The organism is Hyphomonas sp. (genome assembly GCF_046313975.1).
Lineage (GTDB): Bacteria > Pseudomonadota > Alphaproteobacteria > Caulobacterales > Hyphomonadaceae > Hyphomonas.
In genome coordinates this window covers 17,122-40,015 of sequence record NZ_JBKBXB010000029.1, presented here as the reverse complement: position 1 = coordinate 40,015, position 22,894 = coordinate 17,122, and the positions used below count along the sequence as shown (strand labels likewise).

At 64.8% G+C, this 22,894-nt stretch carries 23 protein-coding genes; 12 read left to right on the top strand and 11 right to left on the bottom strand.

Going from position 1 to position 22,894, the window contains the following annotated elements; genetic code table 11:
• Positions 1-1,252 (bottom strand): acetyl-CoA hydrolase/transferase family protein (locus ACK4TE_RS11185; protein ID WP_409911597.1); only part of this gene is annotated, 1,252 nt, incomplete at its 3' end.
• A 2-nt stretch (positions 1,253-1,254) separates the two neighbouring features.
• Positions 1,255-2,034, bottom strand: coding sequence for an enoyl-CoA hydratase/isomerase family protein (locus ACK4TE_RS11180; protein WP_409911596.1), 780 nt, complete (start codon positions 2,032-2,034; stop codon positions 1,255-1,257).
• A gap of 165 nt (positions 2,035-2,199) precedes the next feature.
• Between ACK4TE_RS11180 and ACK4TE_RS11175 the strand changes: the two genes are divergently transcribed.
• Genes ACK4TE_RS11175 through ACK4TE_RS11160 form a run of 4 tightly spaced genes read left to right on the top strand, consistent with a single transcriptional unit; the run spans position 2,200 to position 6,883 of the window.
• On the top strand, positions 2,200-4,497 hold the full coding sequence (locus ACK4TE_RS11175) for a S8 family peptidase (protein WP_409911595.1): 2,298 nt from the start codon (positions 2,200-2,202) through the stop codon (positions 4,495-4,497).
• Position 4,498: 1 nt separating this feature from the next.
• The gene (locus ACK4TE_RS11170; protein WP_409911594.1) at positions 4,499-5,143 is read left to right on the top strand and encodes a hypothetical protein; all 645 of its coding nucleotides are present in this window, start codon (positions 4,499-4,501) and stop codon (positions 5,141-5,143) included.
• A 4-nt stretch (positions 5,144-5,147) separates the two neighbouring features.
• Positions 5,148-5,780 carry a hypothetical protein gene (locus ACK4TE_RS11165; protein ID WP_409911593.1) on the top strand — a complete coding sequence of 211 codons (633 nt, stop codon included), beginning with the start codon at positions 5,148-5,150 and terminating at the stop codon, positions 5,778-5,780.
• Positions 5,780-6,883 carry a peptidoglycan DD-metalloendopeptidase family protein gene (locus ACK4TE_RS11160; RefSeq protein WP_409911592.1) on the top strand — a complete coding sequence of 368 codons (1,104 nt, stop codon included), beginning with the start codon at positions 5,780-5,782 and terminating at the stop codon, positions 6,881-6,883. The genes ACK4TE_RS11165 and ACK4TE_RS11160 overlap by 1 nt, the downstream gene beginning before the upstream one ends.
• A 7-nt stretch (positions 6,884-6,890) precedes the next feature.
• Here ACK4TE_RS11160 and ACK4TE_RS11155 read toward each other — a convergent pair whose 3' ends face one another.
• Positions 6,891-7,235 carry a P-II family nitrogen regulator gene (locus tag ACK4TE_RS11155; protein ID WP_409911591.1) on the bottom strand — a complete coding sequence of 115 codons (345 nt, stop codon included), beginning with the start codon at positions 7,233-7,235 and terminating at the stop codon, positions 6,891-6,893.
• 59 nt (positions 7,236-7,294) lie between these two features.
• The gene (locus tag ACK4TE_RS11150) at positions 7,295-8,038 is read right to left on the bottom strand and encodes a class I SAM-dependent methyltransferase (RefSeq protein WP_409911590.1); all 744 of its coding nucleotides are present in this window, start codon (positions 8,036-8,038) and stop codon (positions 7,295-7,297) included.
• Between the two features lie 40 nt (positions 8,039-8,078).
• Here ACK4TE_RS11150 and gloB point away from each other — a divergent pair, with 40 nt between their 5' ends.
• The 3 genes from gloB (at position 8,079) to ACK4TE_RS11135 (ending at position 9,805) form a co-directional block, all read left to right on the top strand.
• Entirely contained in the window at positions 8,079-8,852 is a 774-nt protein-coding gene (gloB, locus tag ACK4TE_RS11145) for a hydroxyacylglutathione hydrolase (protein ID WP_409911589.1), read from the top strand.
• Positions 8,852-9,295: a cupin domain-containing protein gene (locus ACK4TE_RS11140; RefSeq protein WP_409911588.1), complete on the top strand. Its 444-nt coding sequence runs from the start codon at positions 8,852-8,854 to the stop codon at positions 9,293-9,295. The genes gloB and ACK4TE_RS11140 overlap by 1 nt, the downstream gene beginning before the upstream one ends.
• 66 nt (positions 9,296-9,361) lie before the next feature.
• Positions 9,362-9,805 carry a hypothetical protein gene (locus ACK4TE_RS11135; protein WP_409911587.1) on the top strand — a complete coding sequence of 148 codons (444 nt, stop codon included), beginning with the start codon at positions 9,362-9,364 and terminating at the stop codon, positions 9,803-9,805.
• Here the strand turns inward: ACK4TE_RS11135 and phbB are convergent.
• Positions 9,802-10,527, bottom strand: a complete 726-nt coding sequence (gene phbB / locus ACK4TE_RS11130) for an acetoacetyl-CoA reductase (RefSeq protein ID WP_409911586.1) — start codon at positions 10,525-10,527, stop codon at positions 9,802-9,804. The genes ACK4TE_RS11135 and phbB overlap by 4 nt on opposite strands.
• A 156-nt stretch (positions 10,528-10,683) precedes the next feature.
• On the opposite strand from phbB, the gene phaR reads away from it, so the two are divergent.
• The gene (phaR, locus tag ACK4TE_RS11125) at positions 10,684-11,268 is read left to right on the top strand and encodes a polyhydroxyalkanoate synthesis repressor PhaR (protein ID WP_409911585.1); all 585 of its coding nucleotides are present in this window, start codon (positions 10,684-10,686) and stop codon (positions 11,266-11,268) included.
• 77 nt (positions 11,269-11,345) lie between these two features.
• Here the strand turns inward: phaR and ACK4TE_RS11120 are convergent, their stop codons facing one another.
• Both ACK4TE_RS11120 and ACK4TE_RS11115 read right to left on the bottom strand, forming a co-directional pair.
• A complete protein-coding gene (locus ACK4TE_RS11120; protein ID WP_409911584.1) occupies positions 11,346-11,816 on the bottom strand; it encodes a hypothetical protein in 471 nt (156 codons plus the stop codon).
• Positions 11,817-12,009: 193 nt separating this feature from the next.
• Positions 12,010-12,399, bottom strand: coding sequence for a DUF983 domain-containing protein (locus ACK4TE_RS11115; protein WP_409911583.1), 390 nt, complete (start codon positions 12,397-12,399; stop codon positions 12,010-12,012).
• Positions 12,400-12,525: 126 nt separating this feature from the next.
• Between ACK4TE_RS11115 and ACK4TE_RS11110 the strand changes: the two genes are divergently transcribed.
• Positions 12,526-13,461, top strand: coding sequence for a prephenate/arogenate dehydrogenase family protein (locus ACK4TE_RS11110; protein ID WP_409911582.1), 936 nt, complete (start codon positions 12,526-12,528; stop codon positions 13,459-13,461).
• Positions 13,462-13,817: 356 nt separating this feature from the next.
• Positions 13,818-14,231 (top strand): hypothetical protein, encoded by a 414-nt coding sequence (locus ACK4TE_RS11105; RefSeq protein ID WP_409911581.1) that lies wholly within the window; start codon positions 13,818-13,820, stop codon positions 14,229-14,231.
• Positions 14,232-14,396: 165 nt separating this feature from the next.
• Here the strand turns inward: ACK4TE_RS11105 and ACK4TE_RS11100 are convergent, their stop codons facing one another.
• Together ACK4TE_RS11100 and ACK4TE_RS11095 are read right to left on the bottom strand one after the other, a co-directional pair.
• The gene (locus ACK4TE_RS11100) at positions 14,397-15,413 is read right to left on the bottom strand and encodes an aldo/keto reductase (protein ID WP_409911580.1); all 1,017 of its coding nucleotides are present in this window, start codon (positions 15,411-15,413) and stop codon (positions 14,397-14,399) included.
• A gap of 57 nt (positions 15,414-15,470) precedes the next feature.
• Complete coding sequence (locus ACK4TE_RS11095; protein ID WP_409911579.1) at positions 15,471-17,081, bottom strand: tetratricopeptide repeat-containing sulfotransferase family protein; 1,611 nt, start codon at positions 17,079-17,081, stop codon at positions 15,471-15,473.
• Positions 17,082-17,249: 168 nt separating this feature from the next.
• Here ACK4TE_RS11095 and ACK4TE_RS11090 point away from each other — a divergent pair, with 168 nt between their 5' ends.
• Positions 17,250-19,754 (top strand): TonB-dependent receptor, encoded by a 2,505-nt coding sequence (locus ACK4TE_RS11090; protein WP_409911578.1) that lies wholly within the window; start codon positions 17,250-17,252, stop codon positions 19,752-19,754.
• A 111-nt stretch (positions 19,755-19,865) separates the two neighbouring features.
• Here ACK4TE_RS11090 and ACK4TE_RS11085 read toward each other — a convergent pair whose 3' ends face one another.
• Complete coding sequence (locus tag ACK4TE_RS11085) at positions 19,866-21,143, bottom strand: amidohydrolase family protein (RefSeq protein ID WP_409911577.1); 1,278 nt, start codon at positions 21,141-21,143, stop codon at positions 19,866-19,868.
• Between the two features lie 112 nt (positions 21,144-21,255).
• On the opposite strand from ACK4TE_RS11085, the gene rarD reads away from it, so the two are divergent.
• Positions 21,256-22,167, top strand: coding sequence for an EamA family transporter RarD (gene rarD / locus ACK4TE_RS11080; protein WP_409911576.1), 912 nt, complete (start codon positions 21,256-21,258; stop codon positions 22,165-22,167).
• A 105-nt stretch (positions 22,168-22,272) separates the two neighbouring features.
• Here the strand turns inward: rarD and ACK4TE_RS11075 are convergent, their stop codons facing one another.
• Positions 22,273-22,893 carry a LysE family translocator gene (locus ACK4TE_RS11075; protein ID WP_409911575.1) on the bottom strand — a complete coding sequence of 207 codons (621 nt, stop codon included), beginning with the start codon at positions 22,891-22,893 and terminating at the stop codon, positions 22,273-22,275.
• Position 22,894: the final 1 nt, after the last annotated feature.

Below are 22,894 nucleotides of genomic sequence, written 5' to 3'. Positions count from 1 at the left end.
ACATCCCCCGCCGCATCTCGTCCCAGGCGTTCGCCAAAGCGGCCTGATGCGCAGGATCGGCAATACTGATCAGCGCATTTGCGCGCCCTTCAAGGTCAAGTTCGTGCAGGCGCACGGCGCCGTGCTCCGTCACCACCCAGTCCATGTCGGCGCGTGTCACGCTGGTGGCGACCTGCGGCAGGCGCGGCACGATGCGGCTGACGGCGCCGCCCTGCGCGGTGGAGAGCAGCGCTGTGATGCCAACCCCGCCTTCCGAGGCGCGCGCCCCGCGCAGGAAATCTGTCAGCCCGCCGGTGCCGGACACCTGCCGCCCGCCGATGAACTCCGCATTCGCCTGTCCGAACAGGTCCACCTCGATCACCGAATTGATCGCCGTGAACCGCGGGATGGCGGCGAGCCTCTGCACGAAATGCGTCTCTGACACGGGCAGGAAACGCACGCGCGTCTCCTTCGCCAGCCGGTCATAAAGCCGTTTCGTGCCAACCGCCACGCCGGTCGCCACAATCAGCGTATCGTCCGTATCCAGAAGATCGGCCACGGGGTCCGACACAATGCCCGAATGGATCGAAACGCCCCGCAGGCCGGAAACGGCGGCAAGCACCGCCTGCTGCACATTGCCGATGCCGAATTGCAGCACGCCCCGCTCCGGCACCAGCCCCGCAACATGCGCCGCAATGCGCTGAAAGCCGGGCGCCAGCCGCTGCGGCGCGACTTCGATCAGCGCCCGCTCATGCTCCACCAGCGCCGCAAAGCGCGATTGGTGCACGCGCACACTGTTCGGCACGGCCGGCATCTGCGGATTGAGAATGCCGAGGACCGGCAGATTCGTCCGTGCAAGGATGGCCGGGCCGAAATCCGGGCTGACGCCGAGGCTGACATTCCCGTCATTGTCCGGCGGCGAAACCATCAGCACGGCGCCGTCTAGCGGCGTCGTCCGGATCCAGTCCCAGGTTGCTGAATACGCCATCGGCAGGATGCGCGTGCGCCCATCCTCGAAGGAAGGCCGCAGGCTCGGCGGCAGGAACGTCGTCTCGGCTTGCGCCTCCGGATGCAGGCCCGCCCAGTCGGTGAGGTTGATGCCCGGCACCCAGGCGCCCACGAACGTCACGCCTGCCACCAGCTCCGGCGCCTCCGCCATCGCTTCGGCAAGGCCTACCGGTTCGCCGGCGCAGCCATTGATGAAGACGCGCAGCTTGGCAGGCAGCGACTTGCGGAACGCGGCAAACGCAGCGGGCAGGGGCGGCGCGGCCATGCTCAGCTCACTTTCCAGTCGGCGCGGCGCTTCTCGAGAAATGCGCTGACGCCTTCCGCGAAATCCGGGTTCGCGAAGCCCTCTAGGAACAGCGCCTCGGCTTCCGGCCCGTCTTCGCGCCACCCGGTCTGCAACCCGCGGATCATCTGCTTGATCGCCCGCGCCGACCATTGCGACACGCCGGCAATCTCCATCGCCAGCGCCCGCGCCGCCTCCAGCACCGGTTCATCCGTAAGCCGATCAACCAGCCCCATCGCTTTCGCTTCCGCCGCCGGAATCAACCGCCCGGTCAGCAAGAGGTCTTTCGATGCACCCGGTCCGATCAGTTGCAGCAACCGGCGCATATCGCCCGGCGGATAGACAAGGCCCAGTTTCGCCGGCGTCACACCGAAGGTCGCGCCCGCATGCGCCACGCGCAGGTCGCATGCCGCAGCCAGGCTCACCCCGCCGCCCACGCACGGCCCCTCGATGGCCGCAATGACAGGTTTCGCGCTTTCCTCCAGCGCGTTCAGCGCCGCCGCAATGATCCGCCCGGAGCGCCGCGCCGCCTCTTCCGTGCCGTACACAAAGCCGAACTCCGAAATGTCCGCGCCCGCGGCGAACACGCCGCTCCCGCCGCCATGCAGAAGGATCACCTTCACGCTCGCGTCCGCGTTCGCCGCCTCCACCAGCGCCGGAATGCCCGCCCACATCGCAATGTTCAGCGCATTGCGCCGTTCGGGCCGCGACAGCACCAGCTCCGCCGCCGGCGGCTCGATCGAGAGCGTCAGGGGCTCAGTCATCGCGTGCCGCCTGGAGCGGGCCCGGCCCGGCTGAAGATTCGAGGGCCAGCACCACAAATCGCCGCTTCAGGGGGTTGGACATGGCAGGGTCCTCGTCATAATCTCATCACAGCGTTAACCTATGGGGCTGGGGCGTTCATTGGCAATCGCATGGGGATCACCAACATGTTGAAACGTCTCGCGCACCGGCCATTCCTGCGGCCATTGCTGGGTGGAATTGCAGCTGCGGCGCTTCTGGCGGCCTGTGACCAGGTCGATCTGCGGCTCGAGCGGGCCAAGGAAGTGGCGGATGCCGCGGCCGGTCAGATCAGCGGGGAAACCGTGGTGGACCCCGGCGCCCGCAATCTCGAGGCAGCCTCGCTGCAGGACCGCGCACTTGCCGGCACCGTGATGGCCGAGTTCGTCATCGATGACGAGGAACGCCCGCTTTTCGCCATCGGCTCGATCATCGCCAAGCCGCGCGACATCCCGGTGGCCGAAATGGCACCGCTGGACGTCGAGGAGATGACGGCAGAGGAACTGGAATATTTCGAGAGCGCAGAGGCGCCGCCCTCCGAAACGCTCGAAGCCCTGCCGCCGCCGCCTTCCGTCCTGTCCGATGCCGTGCGGGGCGGAGAAGTGCTCGCCGAGAGCGCGCTGCCGAAACGGATCATTCTCGATCCCCGCTCAGCCACGAAGAGCCGGCAGGAGATTGCCGAGGCCGGACGCGAGATCGACAGGGCCATCACCGAGGAGCCCGTCGCGCAGAACCGCCTGAAACGCATGACGCAGGAAGAGTTCAAGGCCCTGCCGGTCGAGGAAAAGACCGAAGTGCGCAAGCTGGCCCGCCGCGCACCGGTGGACAAGGTCGCGGTGCAGCGCCAGCTCGATGCCAACGAGGTCATGCTGCAGACGATGACGCGCTACGGCATAGGCGGCGAAGTTGCGCTGTCGCGCCAGGGCCAGATGGTCATCCAGATCGGCGCCGATGGCGCCAGCCCCACCCAGTTCCGCGGCAAGGGCGTCGGCCCGGCCGATTTCCTCGTGCGGGCAGATGAGTTCAAATGCCCGGACAGCATGCAGCCGGATGAGGTCGGCAACGATCTTGCGCTCGCCACCGCATGCGTGGTGCGCGACCTGCGCGCCTCCGGCCAGTTCGAATATGTCGAGCCGGACTTCATCTTCCAGAACCAGTTCGTGCGCCGGCCGAAGGAAAAACCGCCGCAACCCGGCACCGGCTCTTCCGGTTCCAGCGGCAGTTCAGGCAGCAGCGGCAGCTCCGGCACGCCGACGGTCCCGGTCAGCTACACGCCGGACGATCCGCTCTGGTCGCTGCAATGGCATTTCCGCGATCGGGGCACGTCGGATGGCCGCTCGCCGGGCGGGGCTGGTTTCGAGACCTTCTGGTCGCGTCAGGCCACCGTCGGCTCGCGCAGCGTTGTTGTCGCCGTGGTCGATACCGGGCTGCAGATGAGCCATCCGGACATTGCGGCCTCACCCAACATCATGCCGGGCTATGACATGGTCTCCGATCCGCGCATGGGCAATGATGGCGACGGCCGCGATGCCGATCCGAACGATCCGGGCGACCTGTGTGATCCCACCAAGCCTTATGCCGCCGACAGTTTCCACGGCACCCACGTCGCCGGCACCATCGGGGCAGCGGCCACCAACAATGCGGCGGGGGTTGCCGGCGGCGCGTGGAATGTGCGCATTGTCCCGGTGCGCGCGCTCGGCAAGTGCGGCGGTCGCCTGTCCGATATCAATGACGGCATCCGCTGGGCGGCTGGCCTGATCCCGGCAGAAGGCCCTGGCGATACCGAAATCTGGAACGAGAATCCGGCGGACATCATCAACCTGTCCATCGGTCTGCTCGGCGCCTGCCCGGCCTCGCTGCAGGACGCCATCGACTCGGTCACCGAGCGCGGAGTGATCGTTGTCTCGGCCGCCGGCAATGCCCGCATGTCGACCAGCCTCTACGCACCGGCCGGCTGCCGGAATGTCGTCACGGTGGCCGCCTCGGATGCGCGGGGGCAGATCACGCCCTATTCGAATTATGGACCCGAAGTGATGTTGCTCGCCCCCGGCGGTGACCTCACCCGCGACGATAATGGCGACGGCAAGCCGGACGGCGTGCTCTCCACCAAGGCGGCCTCGAACTGCTACGACCCGGTCACGGGGGAGGGCGTCGAGACCTGCTATTATGCCTATGAGCAGGGCACCAGCATGGCCGCCCCGCACGTCTCAGCCGCACTGGCGCTGCTGAAGTCGCGCTCGCCCTCGGCAACGCGCGAGCAGCTGATCTCGACCCTTCGGGGCGGGCTCGATCCGCGCCAGCCCTTGCAGTGTTCCGGTCTTTGCAGCCAGTATCCGGGAACAACTCCGTTGCCGGACAATCCGGACATGTGTTCAAGGCCCTGCGGAACAGGGCTGCTCAATCTCGCCAACATACCCGCCCCCTCCACGGGCGGGGGAGGACGCTGACATGACAAGCTCCCGCGTGCCGCTGCATCTCGGTGGACCTCTCGGTGCACTCGGGCTCGGCTGTTTCGCGGGCGCGGTCGCCTTGGCCGTCACGGCGATCAACAACCGGCCGGACCCGCCACCGGTGCGCGTCGACACTGCCGGAACCGTTCTGGCGATGGATCTCGAGTCCGAACTGTCCTCCTCGGCGCGCCCGGCCAGCCCCCAGGAACATCCGCTCCCGGACATTGGCGGCGCAGGCCGCCCGCCTCAGTCGGAGATCGTGCCCGTTGTTGAACTCGCTCAGGCCCAGACGGCACCCCCGGCTCAGCTCACCGAACGGCCCGCCCGCGCGGAAGGCACCGAAGTCCACTTCATCGTCCGCCTCAAGGGCGCGCCGGAAGTCGATGTCATCACCCGCAACTTCAAACGCGATCCGGTCGCGGCGCAGACCGCCTGGTCCGAACTCGTCGCGCGCCTGCCCGGCCTTGCAGAGTTCACGCTCGTCGGCGCCAGCTATTCCGGCGAGATCAAGCTCGCCTACCAGATGCCGCCCGGCGCCGGCACATCGCCGGCAGAAATCCGCGCGGTCCAGGAACGTCTCCTGAAAGTCGAAGGCATCTCGTATGCCGACCCCGATTACATCGCTCATCCCGGCAAGGATTGATTACATGACACGTCCGCTTCTCGTCTGCGCCCTGCTGGCCAGCCCGTTCCTGCTCGGCGCCTGCGACCGCGTCTTCCAGCGCCCGGCAGACGTGCCCGAAGCGCCGGTGGAGACGCCTGCGGAAACGGAAGCCGAGACCGGTCCAGACCTGCCGGTGCGCCCCGAAACCGTAACCGCCGGTTCGAGCATTGACTGGGAAGCCGCGCGCCGCGACCTTGCTGCGCGTCCGTTGGAAGAGCGCGAGGCGAGCTTCTCCATCCAGTCCGGCGGTGATGCGCCGCCTGTGCCGGTCTTTCTGCCCTCAGCACCGGTCTCCGTGCAGGGCGGTGAAACCGCGATTCGCTTCCAGCCGACCAGCGACGGCTATTACGCTTTCTTCCCCGGCGACGCGTATGACATCATCGTCAATGGCACGAATGTCGTCTTCCTCGCACCCGGCGAGACACCGCAGCCGCGCGCAGAAACCTATACCTTCGCGCCCACCACAACCGGCGCCAGCGTCACCTTCTCGCGCTATGGCGCGGACTATCTCGTCGAGTTCGAGTGCAAGGTCTTCACTGCCGGCCAGCCCAACTGCATCACCGAGGATGAAGCCCTCGCCTTCGCCCGCGACCTTGCCCTGTCGGGAACGCGCTGATGAAACGCTACCTGCCCGCCGCTGCCGCCGCGCTCGGCCTGTCGCTGATCGCGGCCTGCGACTTTGTCCGCTTCCCCGGCGATGGCGGCCCGCCGCCCGAGACACCCGGCACGGATGAACCCGCCCCGCCGGAACTGCCCGTTGACGATACTGCTCCGGACACGGAGCTTCCCGGCGATCCCGAAACACCCGGCGAGACGGAAACGCCGTCCACGGATCAACCCGGCGACACCGAAACACCGCCCACGGACGAAACCGGCGAAACCGAAACCCCGCCAGTCGAAACACCGGACCCGGATCCCCAGCCTGAACCCGAACCGGACCCGCAACCGGGGCCCCAGCCCGAGCCGGAGCCGCCCGCCCCGGTCGAGCCCGTGTTCAGCTATTACGCCCCCGGCTTCCTGATCCCCGGCTCTGGCACCGGCCAGACGCAGCAGATCGTGCACGCCCCGGACATCCTGTTCCCGATCAAGTCGGCGCCCACCTATCTGCAATCGCAGGTCTTCATGCCGGGCGGCGGCATCGCCGGCGGCTCGCAATGCGCCGCTTCGAACTATGCCTATCCCTGGCGCGACAATTTCTGCGAAGCGCGCAGCGCCAACCGCAACTCACCCTTCTGCCCCACCTCCAAGATCCACCAGGGTCAGGACATCCGCGTCGGCACGGCGGCAGAATGCAACACCGTCACCCGCCAGCCGGTCGCCCAGCGCGGCATCCATGAGGTGATCGCGGTCGAGGATGGCATCATCTCCTCGATCAGCACTTACAATGTGAAACTGCGCGGTTCGGGAAGCATCTACAACTACATGCACCTCAACATGGCCCGCCTCGCGGTCACCGCCGGCCAGAGCGTCAAGGCGGGCGATCTGATCGGCTATGTCTCGAATGATTTCGGCGGCACACCGACCACCATCCACCTGCATTTCGAGATCATGCAGAATACCGGCGGCGAAGTCTGGTCACACGTCCCGCCCTATCTCTCGCTTGTCGCCGCCTATGAGCGCCGCCAGAACGGCCCCGGCGAAATGCTTGAGCCGCAGGTCGGTGTCGCGTCTGCCGAAGAGGTGATGGTGATCCCCGAAGGCTTCGAGATCATCGAATAGGGCAGGGTCAGCCCGAAATCGCCTGCTCGTCGCGCTCGCCGGTGCGGATGCGCAGGATGCTCTCGAGGTCGTGCACGAAAATCTTGCCGTCGCCGATTGTGCCGGTATTCGCCGCCGAGGTGATCGCCTCGATCAGGCGCTCGGCATCGTCATCGGCGCAGGCAAGCTCTACCTTCACCTTCGGCAGCAGGCGCACTTCATACTCCGCGCCGCGATAGACTTCCGTCTTGCCCTGCTGGCGGCCATAGCCGCGCACTTCGGTGACGGTCAGGCCGGTTGCGCCGGCTTCGGAGATCGCCTCGATCACGGCGTCGAGCCGGCTGGGCTTGAACACGGCGGTGATGAGTTTCATGGGATCCCCCTCGCTTGCGGTATGCTGCATATGCGAAGTTAAACTTTCGCAACCGCGCGTCAATGCTCATCGCGGCGGCTTGCCCTCGCGGGACGCGCAATTCGCAGCCGCTCGGTCACCGGCGCGCCCGTTCCGCTGGTCGGCGGGGCGTAGAGCCGCTTCACCGCTTCGATAAGCACCACGCCGCCGAGGCCCGGCGTGAACGCCCGCCCCATCATTTCCCAGCCTTCCGCCGCAGAGGTCACGAAGCCCTGGTTCAGCGGCGGCATGTACAGCGCGCTGGACGAGGCCGTCACCTGGAACAACCCGCCCGCCAGCAGGTTCGACAGCTGGCTGCGCGTCCAGGGCCGGCCCTGTCCGAACGGGGTCTGCGTCGCGCGCGACCAGAGGCCGGACCGGTTGGCAGCGGCCAGCACCACCCGGCCCTCCGGCGCCGTCACCCGCCATACTTCGCGCAGGTAGGCGCGCGGCTCGCCCGCTTCCTCAAGGCCATGCAGCACGATCACGCGGTCGAACAGGCCGTCCGGGAAGGGCAGGCGCGGATCGCCCACCGCCACCGCGGCATTGCCGCGCCCCTGTCCGGCCCAGCTCACCGGCCCGTGCTCGAACGGCACGGCGGCGATCATGCTGCGCGGCCCGGCGCCGAAGGCTTCCAGCACGGGCAGCGCATAGCCGAGGCCCAGCATCGTCTGGCCCTTCGCATCACCCCAAAGGTCGGTCAGCTTGCCCGCCAGCACGCGTCCCGCCGCCCGCCCGAGAGGCGAGGCGTAAAAGCGTTCGAGGGTCACAGCGTCCTGACGCATCCGTTCCCATATGGTAGTCCGGACACCAGGAGGCACGGACATGACAAAGATTACCCTCGATATAGAGCAGTTTCCCTGCCTGAACGATAACTACGGCTATCTCGTGCACGAGCCGGTCTCGGGCGCGACGGCTGCCATCGATACGCCGGATGCGGACGCCTACCTCAAACGCGCCGCCGAAAAGGGCTGGACGATCAGCATGATCCTCAACACCCACTGGCACCCCGACCATGCTGGCGGCAACCTGAAGATCAAGGAAGCGACCGGCTGCACCATCTATGGCCCGGCCGGCGAGGCGGCGAAGATCCCCGGCATCGATGTCGCCGTGAAGGAAGGCGACACAGTTTCCATCGGTCAGGCGAAGGGCCGCGTGCTCGATGTGCCCGGCCACACGCTCGGCCACAACGCCTACATCTTCGAGGATCAGGACGCCGCCTTTGTCGGCGATTCGGTCTTCGCGCTCGGCTGCGGGCGCGTGTTCGAAGGCACAATGGAGATGATGTGGAAAAGCCTGTCGAAGCTGAAGGCGCTCCCGCCCTCCATGCGCCTCTACTGCGCGCATGAGTACACCGCCTCGAACGCGAAATTCGCCGTCACCATCGAGCCTGAGAACCCGGACCTGAAAGCCTATGTCGACTGGGTAGGCGCGCGCCGCGCCAAAGGGCTGCCGACTGTTCCGGCAATCCTGGAGCGTGAGCTGAAGGCCAATCCCTTCCTGCGCGCTGGTGAGCCCGCGCTGCAGGCGGCCATGGGTCATCCCGGCGACGCTGTCGCCACCTTCGCGGAAATCCGTGGACGGAAGGACCGGTTCTGATGCAGCGGGCGATCCCGGGCGATCTCGGCGCCGGCGAAATCATCCGTCTCCTGAACATGGTGCCGCATCCGGAAGGCGGCCACTATGCCGAAACCTGGCGCTCGCCGGGCGAGGGGCGCGCCGCGATGACCGCGATCTACTATCTGCTGCAGGCCGATGAAGTCTCCGCCTGGCACCGGGTCGATGCGGAAGAAGCCTGGCTCTGGCATGCCGGCGGCGCGCTTGCGCTCAGCCTCTCGCCGCCGGACGGGAAGGGGGTGCACACTGCGCGGCTGGGGCCGGACCTGCGCGCCGGCCAGCGCCCGCAACAGGTCATTCCCGCCGGCCATTGGCAGACGGCAGAAACGCTCGGCGCCTGGACGCTCGTCTCCTGTCTTGTCGCGCCGGGCTTTGAATTCTCCGGCTTCACGCTCGCCCCGCCGGACTGGCGCCCGGCGATATGAGGCAGGCGATTAGGCGGTTATTGAGGTCTTCAGGGCAAGAATGACCCGCATTCAGGAACGCAGCGCATGTTTGGTGGCCGCCCGAAATATGATGATACATTCGGTGTCCCGATGGATCTCGGGGCAGACCGGAAAGACCCGATCACTGCGCCGCCGGTCAAGCGTCCGCCCCTGCGCACCGCCCGGCCTGTCGTTCTCGTCGAAAAGCCGCGCCGGCTTTCGGATATCTTCCACCAGCCGGATAATTTCGAATGGCAAGCGCAGTCCGCCCAGTCAGTGACGGTCCGCGAGGCCCCTCAACAATCTCAGTCCGGACAGGACACCGCTGAAAGCTTCCGCCGGATTGAAGCCTTCGCTGCAAGCTTCTTCCAACGTCTCTCCGTCCAGCACCGGATCTTGCTCGGGGTCGTCGGCTTCTGGCTGCTAATTTCGACAGGCCTGTTCCTCCCGGCGATCATCGCCGGGATCATCTACCTGATCGTCCGCAACCAGAAGCGCGGTGAAATCTAGCCCGCGATATACTGCGCGCCGTTCACCGTCATCGTCGCACCGTTGATGAAGGCGGCCTCGTCCGAAGCAAGATAGGTGCACATTGAGGCGATCTCTTCCGCCTTGCCGAGACGGCCAACCGGGATGGTCGCGATGATGCCTTCCAGCACTTCCGGCTTCACCGCCGAGAGCATCTCCGTATCGATATAGCCGGGGGCCACCACGTTCGCGGTGATGCCTTTTTTCGCGCCCTCATAGGCCAGCGCCTTGGTGAAGCCGATCAGGCCGGCCTTGGCGGCGGAATAGTTCGCCTGTGTGAACTGGCCCTTCTGCCCGTTGATCGAGGAGATGTTGATGACGCGGCCAAAGTTGCGCTCGCGCATCCCGTCCCACACCTGGCGCGTCACGTTGAACGCCGAATTCAGGTCGACATTGATCACTTCATTCCATTGGGCGAGGCTCATCTTGTGGAACGGCGCATCGCGCGTGATGCCGGCATTGTTGACGAGAATGTCGACCGGGCCGACTTCAGCCTCGATCTTCTTCAGCCCCGCGCCGACGGCGTCGAAATCCGCCACGTCAAACTTGTAAACCTTGATGCCTGTCGCCTTCGAGAACTCGGCAGCAGCGGCATCATTGCCGGCATAGTTCGCCGCCACGTTATAGCCCTTCGCCTTCAATGCCTCGCTGATCGCCTTGCCGATGCCCCGCGTTCCACCCGTCACCAGTGCTGTTCGCGCCATTAACCATTCCTCCCTTTGATCGTGTTGTTTTTCGCGCCCGCAATATCAGAACCCTCTGAATACCCGATTGGTCAAGCCGATGTTTTGTGCGACTATTTCGCACTAGCACAATAATTGCTTAGCTGCGGACAGCGCGGCGAGCGGCGAGGCGAGGATATGGCCAAGGCACATGGATCGGACGGACCGATCATCATCAAGAAGTATGCGAACCGGCGTCTCTACGACACGTCGACCTCGTCCTACGTCACCCTGGACCATTTGTCCGACCTTGTCAGGGAAGGGCGCGACTTCGAAGTGCGCGACGCCAAGACCGGGGAAGATCTCACCCGCCAGGTGCTCACGCAGATCATCTTCGAGCAGGAAACCAAAGGGCAGGGCGCCCTGCCGCTGAATTTCCTCCGCCAGCTGATCGGCTTCTACGGCGGCGGCGCGCAGACCTTCCTGCCGGCTTTCCTCGAGATGTCGATGAACTCCTTCGCCGACGCGCAGAAGGAATGGCGTAAGGCCACCAATCCGATGAACCTCTTCGAAGCGCAGGCCAAGCGCAACATGGCGATGTTCGAGCAGGCGATGAAACTCTTCATGCCGACGGTCTTCAATGCCAGCCGCACCGAGCGCTCTTCCACGCCGCAGATGCCGGCCAACCCCTTCATGGAATATCAGGCCGAAGCCCTCGCCGCGATGCAGGAGCAGATGGAAGCGATCCAGAAACAGCTCACCGAGCTGTCGCGCAAAGACTGATCTTCACGGCCCCCAAAACAAAAGAGGCGTCCCCACCGGGACGCCTCTTTCGATTCCGGCCCGCTGGCCTTGCGGAATCAGACGTCGCCGCCGACCCCGAAATCGCGCCGTGCAGAAACAATCGTCACGATCACGCCTGCCAGCACATCCAGCAGCGTCATCGACATCAGGATGAAGAAAGTCGAGGTCGCGAAGTTCGGCATCAGAAGGAATTGCACGAGGCAGACGATGAACAAGAGCAGCGAGATGCCATGATTGACGATCGTTGCCGTGCCCGTGCTCGTCGATTTCAGGATTTCGAGGAACAGGAACGTCACGGCCAGGAGGACGATCGCATCGCCCTTGGTCAGGATCCACTCGACCCCGGAAATCATCGGCAGGCCGAGGAAGCGCTCGTTCAGAAGGCCCTGAATCGGGGCGACCTGCGCCTGAACCGTCTGGCCCAGTTCGTTCGTGGTCTGCACATCACCGCCGCCCATCAGGGCGATCAGGTTGTAAAGCACCACCGGAATGACCAGCAGCGGAAAGATGCCGAAGATTAAGCGCATGAATGACCCCTGTTGCGGTTTCGAGTCCTCACCCCCACGCCGGGCGCGTTCGCGCTCCATCTTGGCGACGGCGGCACCGGTTATGGCGATTTTCGTGTCCCTGCGGCTCACGTCCACCCTCTGGAGTGACTGACATCACGCCCTTTGTCTAACGTATCGGCCCAGTTGTGGCGAGGGAATTTGCAGCAGCGCTTCAGGCGCCGGGCGAAGGCGGCTCCGGCGGGTCAGGGCGGGCCTGTCCGGCGCCGTGATGCAGCTGCAGGTTGAGGAGAATTCCCTTGGCCACCGGCAGCAGCCACAGGCAAAGCCCCGTAATCACAAGGGCGAGCAGGATGATCGCTCCGATTTTCAGGCCCACGGATAGCGGGCTCATCGGCACGAGGAACAGGAAGGGCGCCGTCAGGATCAGCACGCCAAAGCCGACGAAAAAGGCCGGCCCGTCCGCCGTATCGGCGGCGCGCATGTCCCGCCCGCAGACCGGGCAGGCCTCGTTCAGCTTCAGGTATGCCGAGAACAGGCGGCCCTCGCCGCACTGCCCGCAGCGCTGGCGCAGACCGTTGAGGATCGGGGTCTTGCCTGTCATCGCATGCAGATAGGCCCCGCACCCCCGCCTGCCAACGCGTCAATCCCCCGCGCGCCCCCTTGACGCATGGGGCCGCTTTGCCCACGAGAGCAGCCGCATTGCCCGCCCTTGAAAGTTTGCCTGCCTATGACCGACCCCGTCTTCCCGCGCATCGCCATCATCGGCGCCGGCCTGATCGGCTCATCGATCGCCCGGGCTGCCCGCGAGTATGGCGCGGCCGGCGAGATCGCGCTCTACGACGCGGTTGAAGATGTGCGCACCCGCGCCGCCGGCCTTGGTCTCGGCGAGGTCGCGCCCACCCTCGAATCTGCCGTCGCCGGCGCCGACTGTGTCCTCCTCTGCGTTCCTGTCGGCGCGCTCGGCGCTGCCGCCGCTGCCGCCGTGCCCGCCATGAAAGACGGCGCCATCCTCACCGATGTCGGCTCGGTCAAGGGCGAGGCCGCCCGCGCCCTCTCCGCAGCCGGCGATGGCCGCATCCATGTCATCCCCGGCCACCCGATCGCGGGCACCGAACAATCCGGCCCCGAGGCCGGCTTCCCCACGCTTTTCCGCGGCGCCTGGCACATCCTCACCCCCGTCTCCAACGGCGCACCGGGCGAGGCCGAAGCGCTCGCCCGCCTCACTGCCTTCTGGCAGGCCCTCGGCGCCAGGGTCGAAAGCATGGACGCCGCCCGCCACGACCGCGTGCTCGCTATCACCTCTCACCTGCCGCACCTCATCGCCTACAATATCGTCGCCACCGCCTTCGACATGGAAACGGTAGAGCAGGGCGAAGTCGTCAAATACTCCGCCGGCGGTTTCCGCGACTTCACCCGCATCGCCGCCTCCGATCCGGTGATGTGGCGCGATGTCTTCCTCCACAACCGCGACGCCGTGCTCGAATGCCTCGGCCGCTTCTCTGAAGACCTTGCTGCCCTCCAGCGCGCCATCCGCTGGGGCGACGGCGACACGTTGATCCGCGAATTCACCCGCGCCCGCTCCATCCGCAAGGCCATCATCGACGCCGGCCAGGACTCCCGCGCGGTCAACTTCGGCCGCAACGCGCCGGGTGCGGAGGAATAACCTGCCCCGTGCGCAATCGATAAAAAGCTGGAATCACCTGCAAGGGCCGAGGCAAACTCGACGCTCTCCTCCCCCGTTCACGGGGGAGGTGTCTGCGAAGCAGACGGAGGGGGGAGCCCCAAACACTCCCTCTCCCTTCCATCGTCACCCTCGACGGGCAGCGCCCGTCTGAGGGCCCATCTCCCGCCCCATCCCCGCGTGCAGCCTGTAGGGTGCATTGGCGAAGCGCAATGCACCGCCCCTTATGCAACAGCCAATCAGGCCAACGGGAAAAATCCCCCTACGGATCAATGCCCGCAGCAGAAAAATGAGCATTTCAATCCGACACCCCCGGCACCGGGGTTATGATGCAATCCATGATCTCGATGCGCCAGCTCCGAAGCGATCCCCACTTCGCGCCGCTCTTCCGGCACGTTCACCCGCTCTGCTGGCCCATCCTCTGGTGGAGCCTCAACCGCATCTTCCTCTGGTACGACACGTGCGGCTACGAGAACGTCATGTTGGCCACGACCCGCTGGGGCTACGTCTACCCCGCCTTCATGGGCGAGAAGAAACCCGACCCCTCAGCCTGGAGACCCTACAAGCTGGAGCGCCCCCGCTGGGATGATCCGGTGTGGAGCACCAGTGTGCCGACACACTTTCTAACGCTCGCCGCGCACGAAGCGCCGCGGCCCCATCCCAATCCTCCACCGCGTAGCGGGGGAGGTGGATCGCGCCTTTGGCGCGAGACGGAGGGGGCCTGCGTCCTCTCAACCCTCGACACGTCTTAGATTACCCCGCTCATCCCGGCGAAAGCCGGGACCCAGACAGAGGCCAGCCCTGCGCCGGCCTCCCTGGATACCGGCCTGCGCCGGTATGAGCGGCAGAAGGAAAGCTCAAAGTTCAAACCAAACCGGCCGGGCACCCCCCGCGTCCGCCCGCTCGTGCTGCCATGCCTACCCCATCGGATAGAGAATATCCTTCGAGACCTTGTCGCACGTCTTCATCACGTCCGCCGGAAGCACCAGGTCCGCTGCCGCCAGAATCTCCGCCAGCTGATCAAATCTCGACACACCGACAATCGTGGACGCCACGAAATCATGCTGCTTCGACCAGGCGGTCGCAAGCGTCACGACGCTCATGCCGGCTTCCTTTGCGATCTCCATGTAGCGTTCCGTCGCCGCCAGCGACTTCTCGTTGACGAACCGCTGCGCCATCACGGCCTGGCGCCCGCCCAGCGTAATATATCGCGAGAATCGCGCGCCTTCGGGCGTTGCCCCGCCCAGATACTTGCCGGAGAGAACCCCGCCCGCGATCGGGGAATAAGGGATCAGACTCACGCCTTCCTCGCGGCAGATTTTCGACAGCGCATCCTCGAAGCGGCGATTGTTCAGCGAGAAATTGTTCTGGATTGTCTGATAGCGGACGGTTCCGAGCCGCTCCGAAGTCCCGATTGATTTCATCAATCCCCACGCATCCTCGTTGGAACAGCCGACAATGCGCACATAGCCCTCACGCACCAGTTCATCCAGCGTTTCCATCGTCTCGTCATAGGGCGTGCCATGGTCCGGCCAGTGGGTCTGGTAGAGATCGATATAGTCCGTCTGCAGACGGGTCAGGCTTGCCTCGACCGCGCGGCGGATATTGTGCCGGTCGAGCGCCGTCATCTCGCCGCGCTGCGAGCCCTTGATCCAGCCATGCGACGGCCCGCAGACCTTGGTGGCGAGGATGATCCGGTCGCGGTCCTTGGTCTTCAGCCAGCGCCCGACAATTTCTTCCGTCAGTCCGCCATACTTGATGTCCGGCGGCACGGGATAATTCTCGGCCGTGTCATAGAAATTGATGCCGGCATCATAGCTCGCATCGAGAATGCGGAAGGCTTCCTTCTCGTCGGTCTGTGTTCCGAATGTCATCGTGCCCATGCAGATATCGGACACATATATGGCGCTCTTGCCGAGGCGGCGGTGTTTCATTGTGATTGTCCCTTTGGTCTTCTTCGCAAGATTATCCTGCGAATCGCAAAGCGCAAATCAGCCCCGCGTCCGTTCCGCCGGGTCAAGGCATCCGGCGGCCTCGAGAATGTCGAGGGCAGGGGAGAGGCCCGCCTCGTAGCGCTTCCACCGGGCAAGGGCCGAAGCGTAAAGCGGCTCACGAACCTGCGCCGAACTCGCCGTCGCCACCGGTGCTTCGTTCTCATGGAAGGCGAGGCATTGCGCCTCGAAGGGCAGGCCGCAGAAATCCAGCATCCGCCGAGTCTGCGGCTCGATCCCGGTCACGACCTTCTCATAGTGCACGACCATGAAACGCTCCGGCAGCGCCGCTTCGAAATGCCGGACCATCCGGTCGAAGCCTGCATAATAGCGCGCCGTATCCTCCAGCGTGTAGGCATAGTTGTAATAGGAGAAGCTCGTTGCGAACATCTGCCGGTAGTTCGACAGAACCGTATCAGCCGGATGCCGCCGGAGGCAGATCACCCGCGCCTCCGGCAAGGCGGCAAGGATCACAGGGGCGAGCAATATGTTCAGCGGCATCTTGTCGGTGAAGCGCCCGGAAAGTCCGAGGGATGTCCGCACACTGTGCATATAGCCTTCGCCCAGCGCGGTAAGATCGACGCGAGAAACAGCTTCCAGCGTTTCCGGGTCGAGCACGAGGTTTGACGGCGTCTTCGCCAGCCTTTTGAGGCAGAGCGCAAAGTCCGTCAGCTCTCCACCGGACGTTACCGCGCTGTGGCTGGACAAGATCCGGTCCAGCAAAGTCGTGCCCGTGCGCGGCATGCCGCAGATGAAGATGGGCGCGCCCGTTGCCGAACTCGTCCGGCCCCGGAGCGTATCGCCGGCCCGCATCGCCGCTTCGAACAGTGCCGCATCCGCAGACGCTTCATGCCGGATCTGCGTCCGCTTCAGCGCCTTCGCGCGCCCGAGCCAATCGAGCGCTTCAACGGGCTGCTTCAGATCCTCATACGTCTTCGCCAGCGCATGCCCGGCCCGCAGCAGCGCATCGGCATCGCCGGAATGCTGCGCAAACATCTGCTCCAGCGCGGAGATCTCGTTCGCCTCTGCGGTCTGTTTCGTGATCTGGACAATGGCCGGAATGCCGCGCGTATCGTCCGGATCCGCCTCCGCGCAGCGCCGATAGGCCGCCCGCGCCGCCTCCATCTCGCCCGCAAACTGCAGGGCTGCTGCGTGATTGTAATGATGGTCCGCATTCTCCGGGTTCGCCGCTGCCGCGCGGGCATAGAAGGGCAGAGCCTCGCTGTGCAATCCGGCCCGGCTCAGCACGACGCCGATCGTGTCGAGCGTGAAGGCATCCGAAGGCGCCAGCGCCGCTGCGTCCCGGGCCGCTGCCACGGCTTCGGTCCGTCTCGACAAGGCCAGCAGGCACCGCGCCCGCTGGGCCCGCGCGCCGGCATGGCCCGCATCGAGGTGAGCAGCTTTCGCAAACAGCTCCTCGGCCTTTGCAAAGTTTGCATGGTCACTTGTCAGTATACCGAGCAGATAGAAGGCTTCGGCATTGCCGGGGTCGGTCTTCAGGACTTCGAGGCATTCCCGGTGCGCTTCCTGGTATGCCTTGACTGATAACAACCGGGCCGCTTCGGCCAGCCGCGCGGCATTCGATTTCGTGTGTGATGCAAAACTAGGCAAATTGTTCCCCGGCTGCCTGCATTGGTGCCATTCGCTGTGTCGTTTGTGCAGCAATCCCGGCGAAAATGGCAACACCACCTTGGCTTTGCTTGCGCGCCGATCACCTTCGGCGGCAACTATAACCCAGAGGGGCGACGTAAAAACCCGCTCAAAAAGGAAGCTATATTCATGTCCCGCAAGAGTCTCCTGCTTACCGCCAGCGCCGCGGTGCTTGCCTCAACATTTGTCTTCTCCGCCAGCGCCCAGGAAACCAGCGAAGAGGCTGAGGGCGAACTGCGCATCAACGCCGTCACCGTTACCGCCACCCGGCGCGCCGAAAGCGTTCAGGATATTCCGCTGAACATCGCTGCTGTCGGCGAGCAGCAGATTGCCCAGCAGGGCTTCGATGAACTTGCCGATGTGCTCGCCTATGTGCCCGGCATCAACGTCGTGGATCGGGGCGGCCGGCAGGGCAACCCGCTGATCGTCCGCGGCCTGAATGCCGACGGCCTCAACTCCGGCGACGGCAACAACAATGGCGGCGGTACGGTTGCGACCTATCTGGGCGAGATCCCGATCTTCATCGACCTGAAACTGAACGATCTTGAGCGCGTCGAAGTCCTGCTCGGCCCGCAAGGCACACTCTACGGCGCCGGCACGCTCGGCGGCGCGATCCGCTATATTCCGAAAAAGCCGGATTTCGGGGGCGACACGTTCGAAGTGCGCTCGGAAATCTCGCAATATTCCGAGGCGGACGACCTATCCTATGAGGGCGGCTTCACTTTCAACAAGGCGCTCGCCTCCAACTTTGCGGTCCGCGGTTCGGTGGATTTCGAGAATGATTCCGGTTTCACAGATTATCCCTATGTCGTGCGCGAGATCGGCGTGTCTGATCCGGACCCGGACTTTACCGACCCGGCAGACGTTGCGGCCGATACGCGCCGCGTGAACGATGCGGATGGCGAGGAAGTCCTCTCCGCCCGTCTGGCCGCCCGCTGGGAGCCGCTGCCCTGGCTCGACGGCACGCTGACCTATTATCTTCAGAAGGCCGACATTGAGGGCCGCCGCGGCTCCAGCGCGCGCGGTACCGTTCCGGCCGGCGAGTATGAGCTCACCAAGCGGGTCGAGGAGCCGAACGAGATCACCAACCAGCTGCTCGCGCTGGAAGTCGTTGCCGATCTCGGCTTTGCCGAGCTGACATCCGCCACGGGCTATTCGCGCTTTTCCGATCTCGGCCAGCGCGACCAGACGGACCTGCTGATCACGCTCGAGTACAGCTACGAATTCTTCCCGACCTTCACCGCCTTCACGAAGGAGAAGGGGAAGGAAGAGCGGATCAACCAGGAGGTCCGGCTGGTCTCCACCAGCGAGGGACCGCTCAGCTGGATCGTCGGCGCTTTCTACAACCAGTTCGAAGGCGCAGCCTATTCGGCCGAATACACGCCGGGCTATGCGGCCTATGTCGGCTTCAACCGGCCGGATGATCTCGAATACTTCTCCCAGGATTACACGAAGCTTGAGGAATCGGCCTTCTTTGGCGAGATCGCCTACGACATCACCGACAAGTGGACCCTCACGGTCGGCGGGCGCTATTACGAATACGATCTCGAATCCTACAGCGATGTGGACTTCCCGCTATTCGATCCCTCTTTCGTTCCGGTCGGCGTCAGCTCGCTCAAGTCGAGCCTGCAGTCAGACTTTGCCGCCGGCAGCCCGAACGGCACCCAGCGCACTGGTCAGTCGGACAATGGCACGCTGTTCAAGTTCAACACGTCCTACAAGTTCACGAACGACATACTCGGCTACTTCACGCTGTCGGAAGGCTACCGGATCGGCAACCAGAACGGCCTTGCCGCCTGCCCGCCTTATGATCCGCTGAACAACCAGCAGGGTGCCTGCGCGCTCGCGCCCGGCCAGCAATACGGGCCGAACCCGGGCGATATCTCCACCCGTGATGAACGCCAGTACCTGTCGGACAAGACCAAGAACTATGAGCTCGGGTTCAAGTCGACGCTTGCCGATGGCCGCGTCACGCTGAACGGCGCGGTCTATTATATCGAATGGGTCGACCCGCAGCTCCAGTCCGCCTCCATCAACGCGTCCATCCCGATCCGGGTGAACGCGGATGGCGCCGAATCGAAAGGTTTCGAGATCAACGGCAACTGGCTGGTCACAGATGCCCTGTCGGTGCGCGGCAGCTATAGCCATTCCGAAGCGAAACTTACGGCGCTCGCCCCGGGTCTTATCGGTACGATCAACCCGCCGGGCTTTGACACGGTGCTGCTGGACGGCCAGGACGGTGACCGCCTGCCGGGCTCGCCGGAAGACCAGTTCTCCGTGTTCGGATCATATGTAATGGACGTCTCTCCGGGCCGCACCCTGACCTTCAATGGCGGTTATAGCTGGCAGGGCGATGTGCTGAGCCGCACCGGCGGGCGCGGCGGCGGGTTGACACTCGACAGCTTCGGCGTCGCGAATGTCTCGGCCGTGTACGATGCGGGCCAGTGGTCGGCGACGCTGTTCGTCAACAACCTGTTCGATGAGTTCTATGAAACCGGCGTCGTCTCTTCGCCGCTGTTCAATCAGGTGCTGACCGATGATGATGGCGGCCCGGTCTATACCCGTTCCTTCTACACCTATGCCGGCGCGCCGCGCGTGATTGGCGCGAGGTTCAACTACAAGTTCGGAAGCTGACCTGAGTCTGGGCAGGCCGGCGGCTTCCGGCCTGCTGCGGGGGCACTGCGGGGGTGCCAGACCGGAAAGGGCCGTCCTTCGGGGCGGCCCTTTTTGCATCTGCAGAGAGGCTCAGTCCGCGAGCCCGTTATGGAAGACTGCGCCATCCTTCATCACGAAGTCGACATCTTCCAGCTCGCGGATGTTCGTGAGCGGATCACCTTTGACGGCAATGATGTCGGCTCGCTTGCCCGCGGTGAGCGAGCCGATCTCGGCCTTCAGACCGAAGAGTTCGGCATTGCCCAGTGTCGCTGCGCGGATCGCTTCAGCCGGGCGCATGCCCCACTGGACCATGTAGGCGAACTGGCGCCCGTTGAGGCCGTGGGTATAGACGCCCGCATCGGTGCCATAGGCGATTTTCGCGCCGGCCTTCACCGCGGCCTGAAAGCGCTCGCGCTGCGCCTTGCCGACGGTCTTCTCCTTCTCCAGCGATTCCGGAAGAATGCCGGCGGCTTCGCCTTCGCTGAGGATGAAGTCCGACACATAGATGTCCATCGACAGGAACGTGCCCTGCTTGACAGCAAGCTTCAGGCTGTCATCCGAAATCAGGCTCGCATGCTCGACAGAATCGACGCCTGCCTCGAGTGCGGTCTGGATGCCTTTCGCGCCGTGGGCATGTACGGCGACCTTCAGGCCAAGCTCATGCGCTTCATCGACGATGGCCTTCATTTCCTCGAGCGTGAACTGCTGCGCGCCGATGGTCGTGCCCTTGGAGAGCACGCCGCCGGTGCCACAGAACTTGATCACTTCGGCGCCGTACTTCTTGTTCTCGCGCACTTTCTGACGCACCGCCCACGGACCATCCGCCACGCCGCCGCCAAGCGCCTTGTCCTCATAGGGTAGGAGATTGTTGTCGCAGTGCCCGCCGGTGATGCCGATCGAATGGCCCGCCGGAATGATGCGCGGTCCAGGTATCTCGCCGGTATCGATGGCGTCTTTCAGATCGACATCCGCGAAGCCGGGGCCGCCGAGATTGCGCACGGTTGTGAAACCGGCGCGCAGCGTCTTCTCGGCATTTGCCACGCCCGAGATGGCGGAGCGCGGTGTCGATACCGCGAGGCGGCGGTATCCGTGCAGGTCCGCGCGGCTGGTGAGGTGAACATGGCTGTCCGACAGGCCCGGCAGAAGGTAGGCGCCCTGCATCTCGATCCGCGCCGCGCCCGAAGCGCCCAGTGAACCCTTGCGGCCAACCGCCTTGATCCGGCCGTCCTCCACGAGGATGTCGTGATCCTTCAGCATCACGCCGCGCTCGACATCGAACACATGGCCGCCGGTCAGCAATTGTGTCTCGGCAGAAGCGGAAAGGGCAAGGCCGCATAGGGCGGCAGCGGAAACCAGTGTGCGCAGCATGGGGAACTCCTGAAGGGTGTTTCAAGGAGTAGCGGCGCATGACTGCCTTGCCTAGCGCCTCCGCAAAATCCGGGTGGTGCCTGCTGGGCGAGCGGCCTATAGCTCGCCGGCCATGACCGCCGCCATCCGCCTCGGATTTCCCGCCGCCCTTGCCTCCTATCTCATCTGGGGCAGCCTGCCGCTCTATATCCGGGCGATGCAGCATATCGGCGCGCTGGAACTTCTGGTGCACCGCATTCTCTGGTCCGTGCCGACGGCCATCCTGCTGATCGCGCTCGCAGCCAACTGGCGCGACGTGAAGGCGGCCTTCACGGGATCAAACCTGCGCTGGCTGGCGCTCTCAAGCCTGCTGATCGCGGTCAACTGGTCAATCTATATATGGGCGGTCAATGCGGGCCGTACGATGGAAGCCTCGCTCGGCTACTACATCAACCCGCTGGTAAACGTGTTGTTCGGGATGCTGATCTTCTCGGAAAGGCTGCGCCGAGCGCAGTGGGCGGCGGTGGTGATCGCGGCCATCGGCGTCGGCATCATGGCCTTTGCCTTCGGCCGCATTCCCTATGTCGCGCTCGCGCTTTGCATCACCTTCGCCCTCTATTCGGTCATCCGCAAGAAAGTCGCGGTCGACAGCCGCGCGGGCTTCCTGGTGGAAGTGGCGCTGCTCGCGCCGATCGCGGTGGGATGGCTCGTCTGGTTCGCCACCACCCAGCCGGGCGGGCGCTGGGTCGGGGAAGGGGGATGGGACATCGCGCTGCTCGCCGCCGCAGGACCGATCACGGCTGTGCCGCTGATCCTCTACGCGCTCGCGGCCAAACGGCTGAAACTTTCGACCATCGGCATGATGCAGTATATCGGCCCGACTCTGCAATTCCTGATCGCGCTGTTCGTGTTCAAGGAGACTTTCACGCTGAACCACGCGGTCGCCTTCGGATTCATCTGGCTGGCGCTGATCGTGTTCACCGCCGACAGCCTGATGGGTGATGCCAAGGCAAGGCGGCTCGCCCGGACGGCCCGTCCTGCGTGACGCAAAAAAAGATCGGCGGCTCCGTGAGGAAGCCGCCGCAAAGGTCGCTATATGCAGATGAGATCTTCCGATCCGGAATCCGCGTTGCAACGCCTGTGCCAGAAGTCAGGACCGGGGCGGGGTGAGCGCCAGCCAGACCGCGATGGCAACCAGCATCAGCGCAAAGGTTAACCTTGCCGGCACCGATGTGCGCCAGCGTTCGAGCCCGTCTCCGGCCCGCCCGGCGACCAGCACGATGCCCGCATGGACCAGCGTTGCGACCGTCAGGTGGATCAGGCCGAGGATCAGGCTTTGCGCCCAGATCGGCAGGCCGGCATCGGTGCGCACGAACTGGTTGATCAGCAGCACATAGAAGGCAAGCGCCTTGGGGTTCAGCACATTGGCGATCAGGCCGCGCCGGAATCCGCGCTCCTGCCCGACAGAGACCAGCGCAACCGAGCCGCCATCCTTCCATGCGTCCCAGGCGAGCCACAGCATGAAGGCAACCCCGGCCCAGTGCAGCAGCTGGTGCAGGCCGGGCGCAGAAATGATCAGCGCGGTCAGGCCGGTAACCGCTGCGGCGAGCTGCAGGGACAGTCCCGTAGCAATTCCGGCAACGGCTGCGAAGGCCGGCTTCTTTCCTTCGCGCAGGGTCAGCGCCGCCAGCCAGCCCATGTTCGGGCCCGGCGTCAGTTCGATAATCGCCACCGCGATGAGAAAGCCGATCCAGTCGAACCCGCCAGGCATG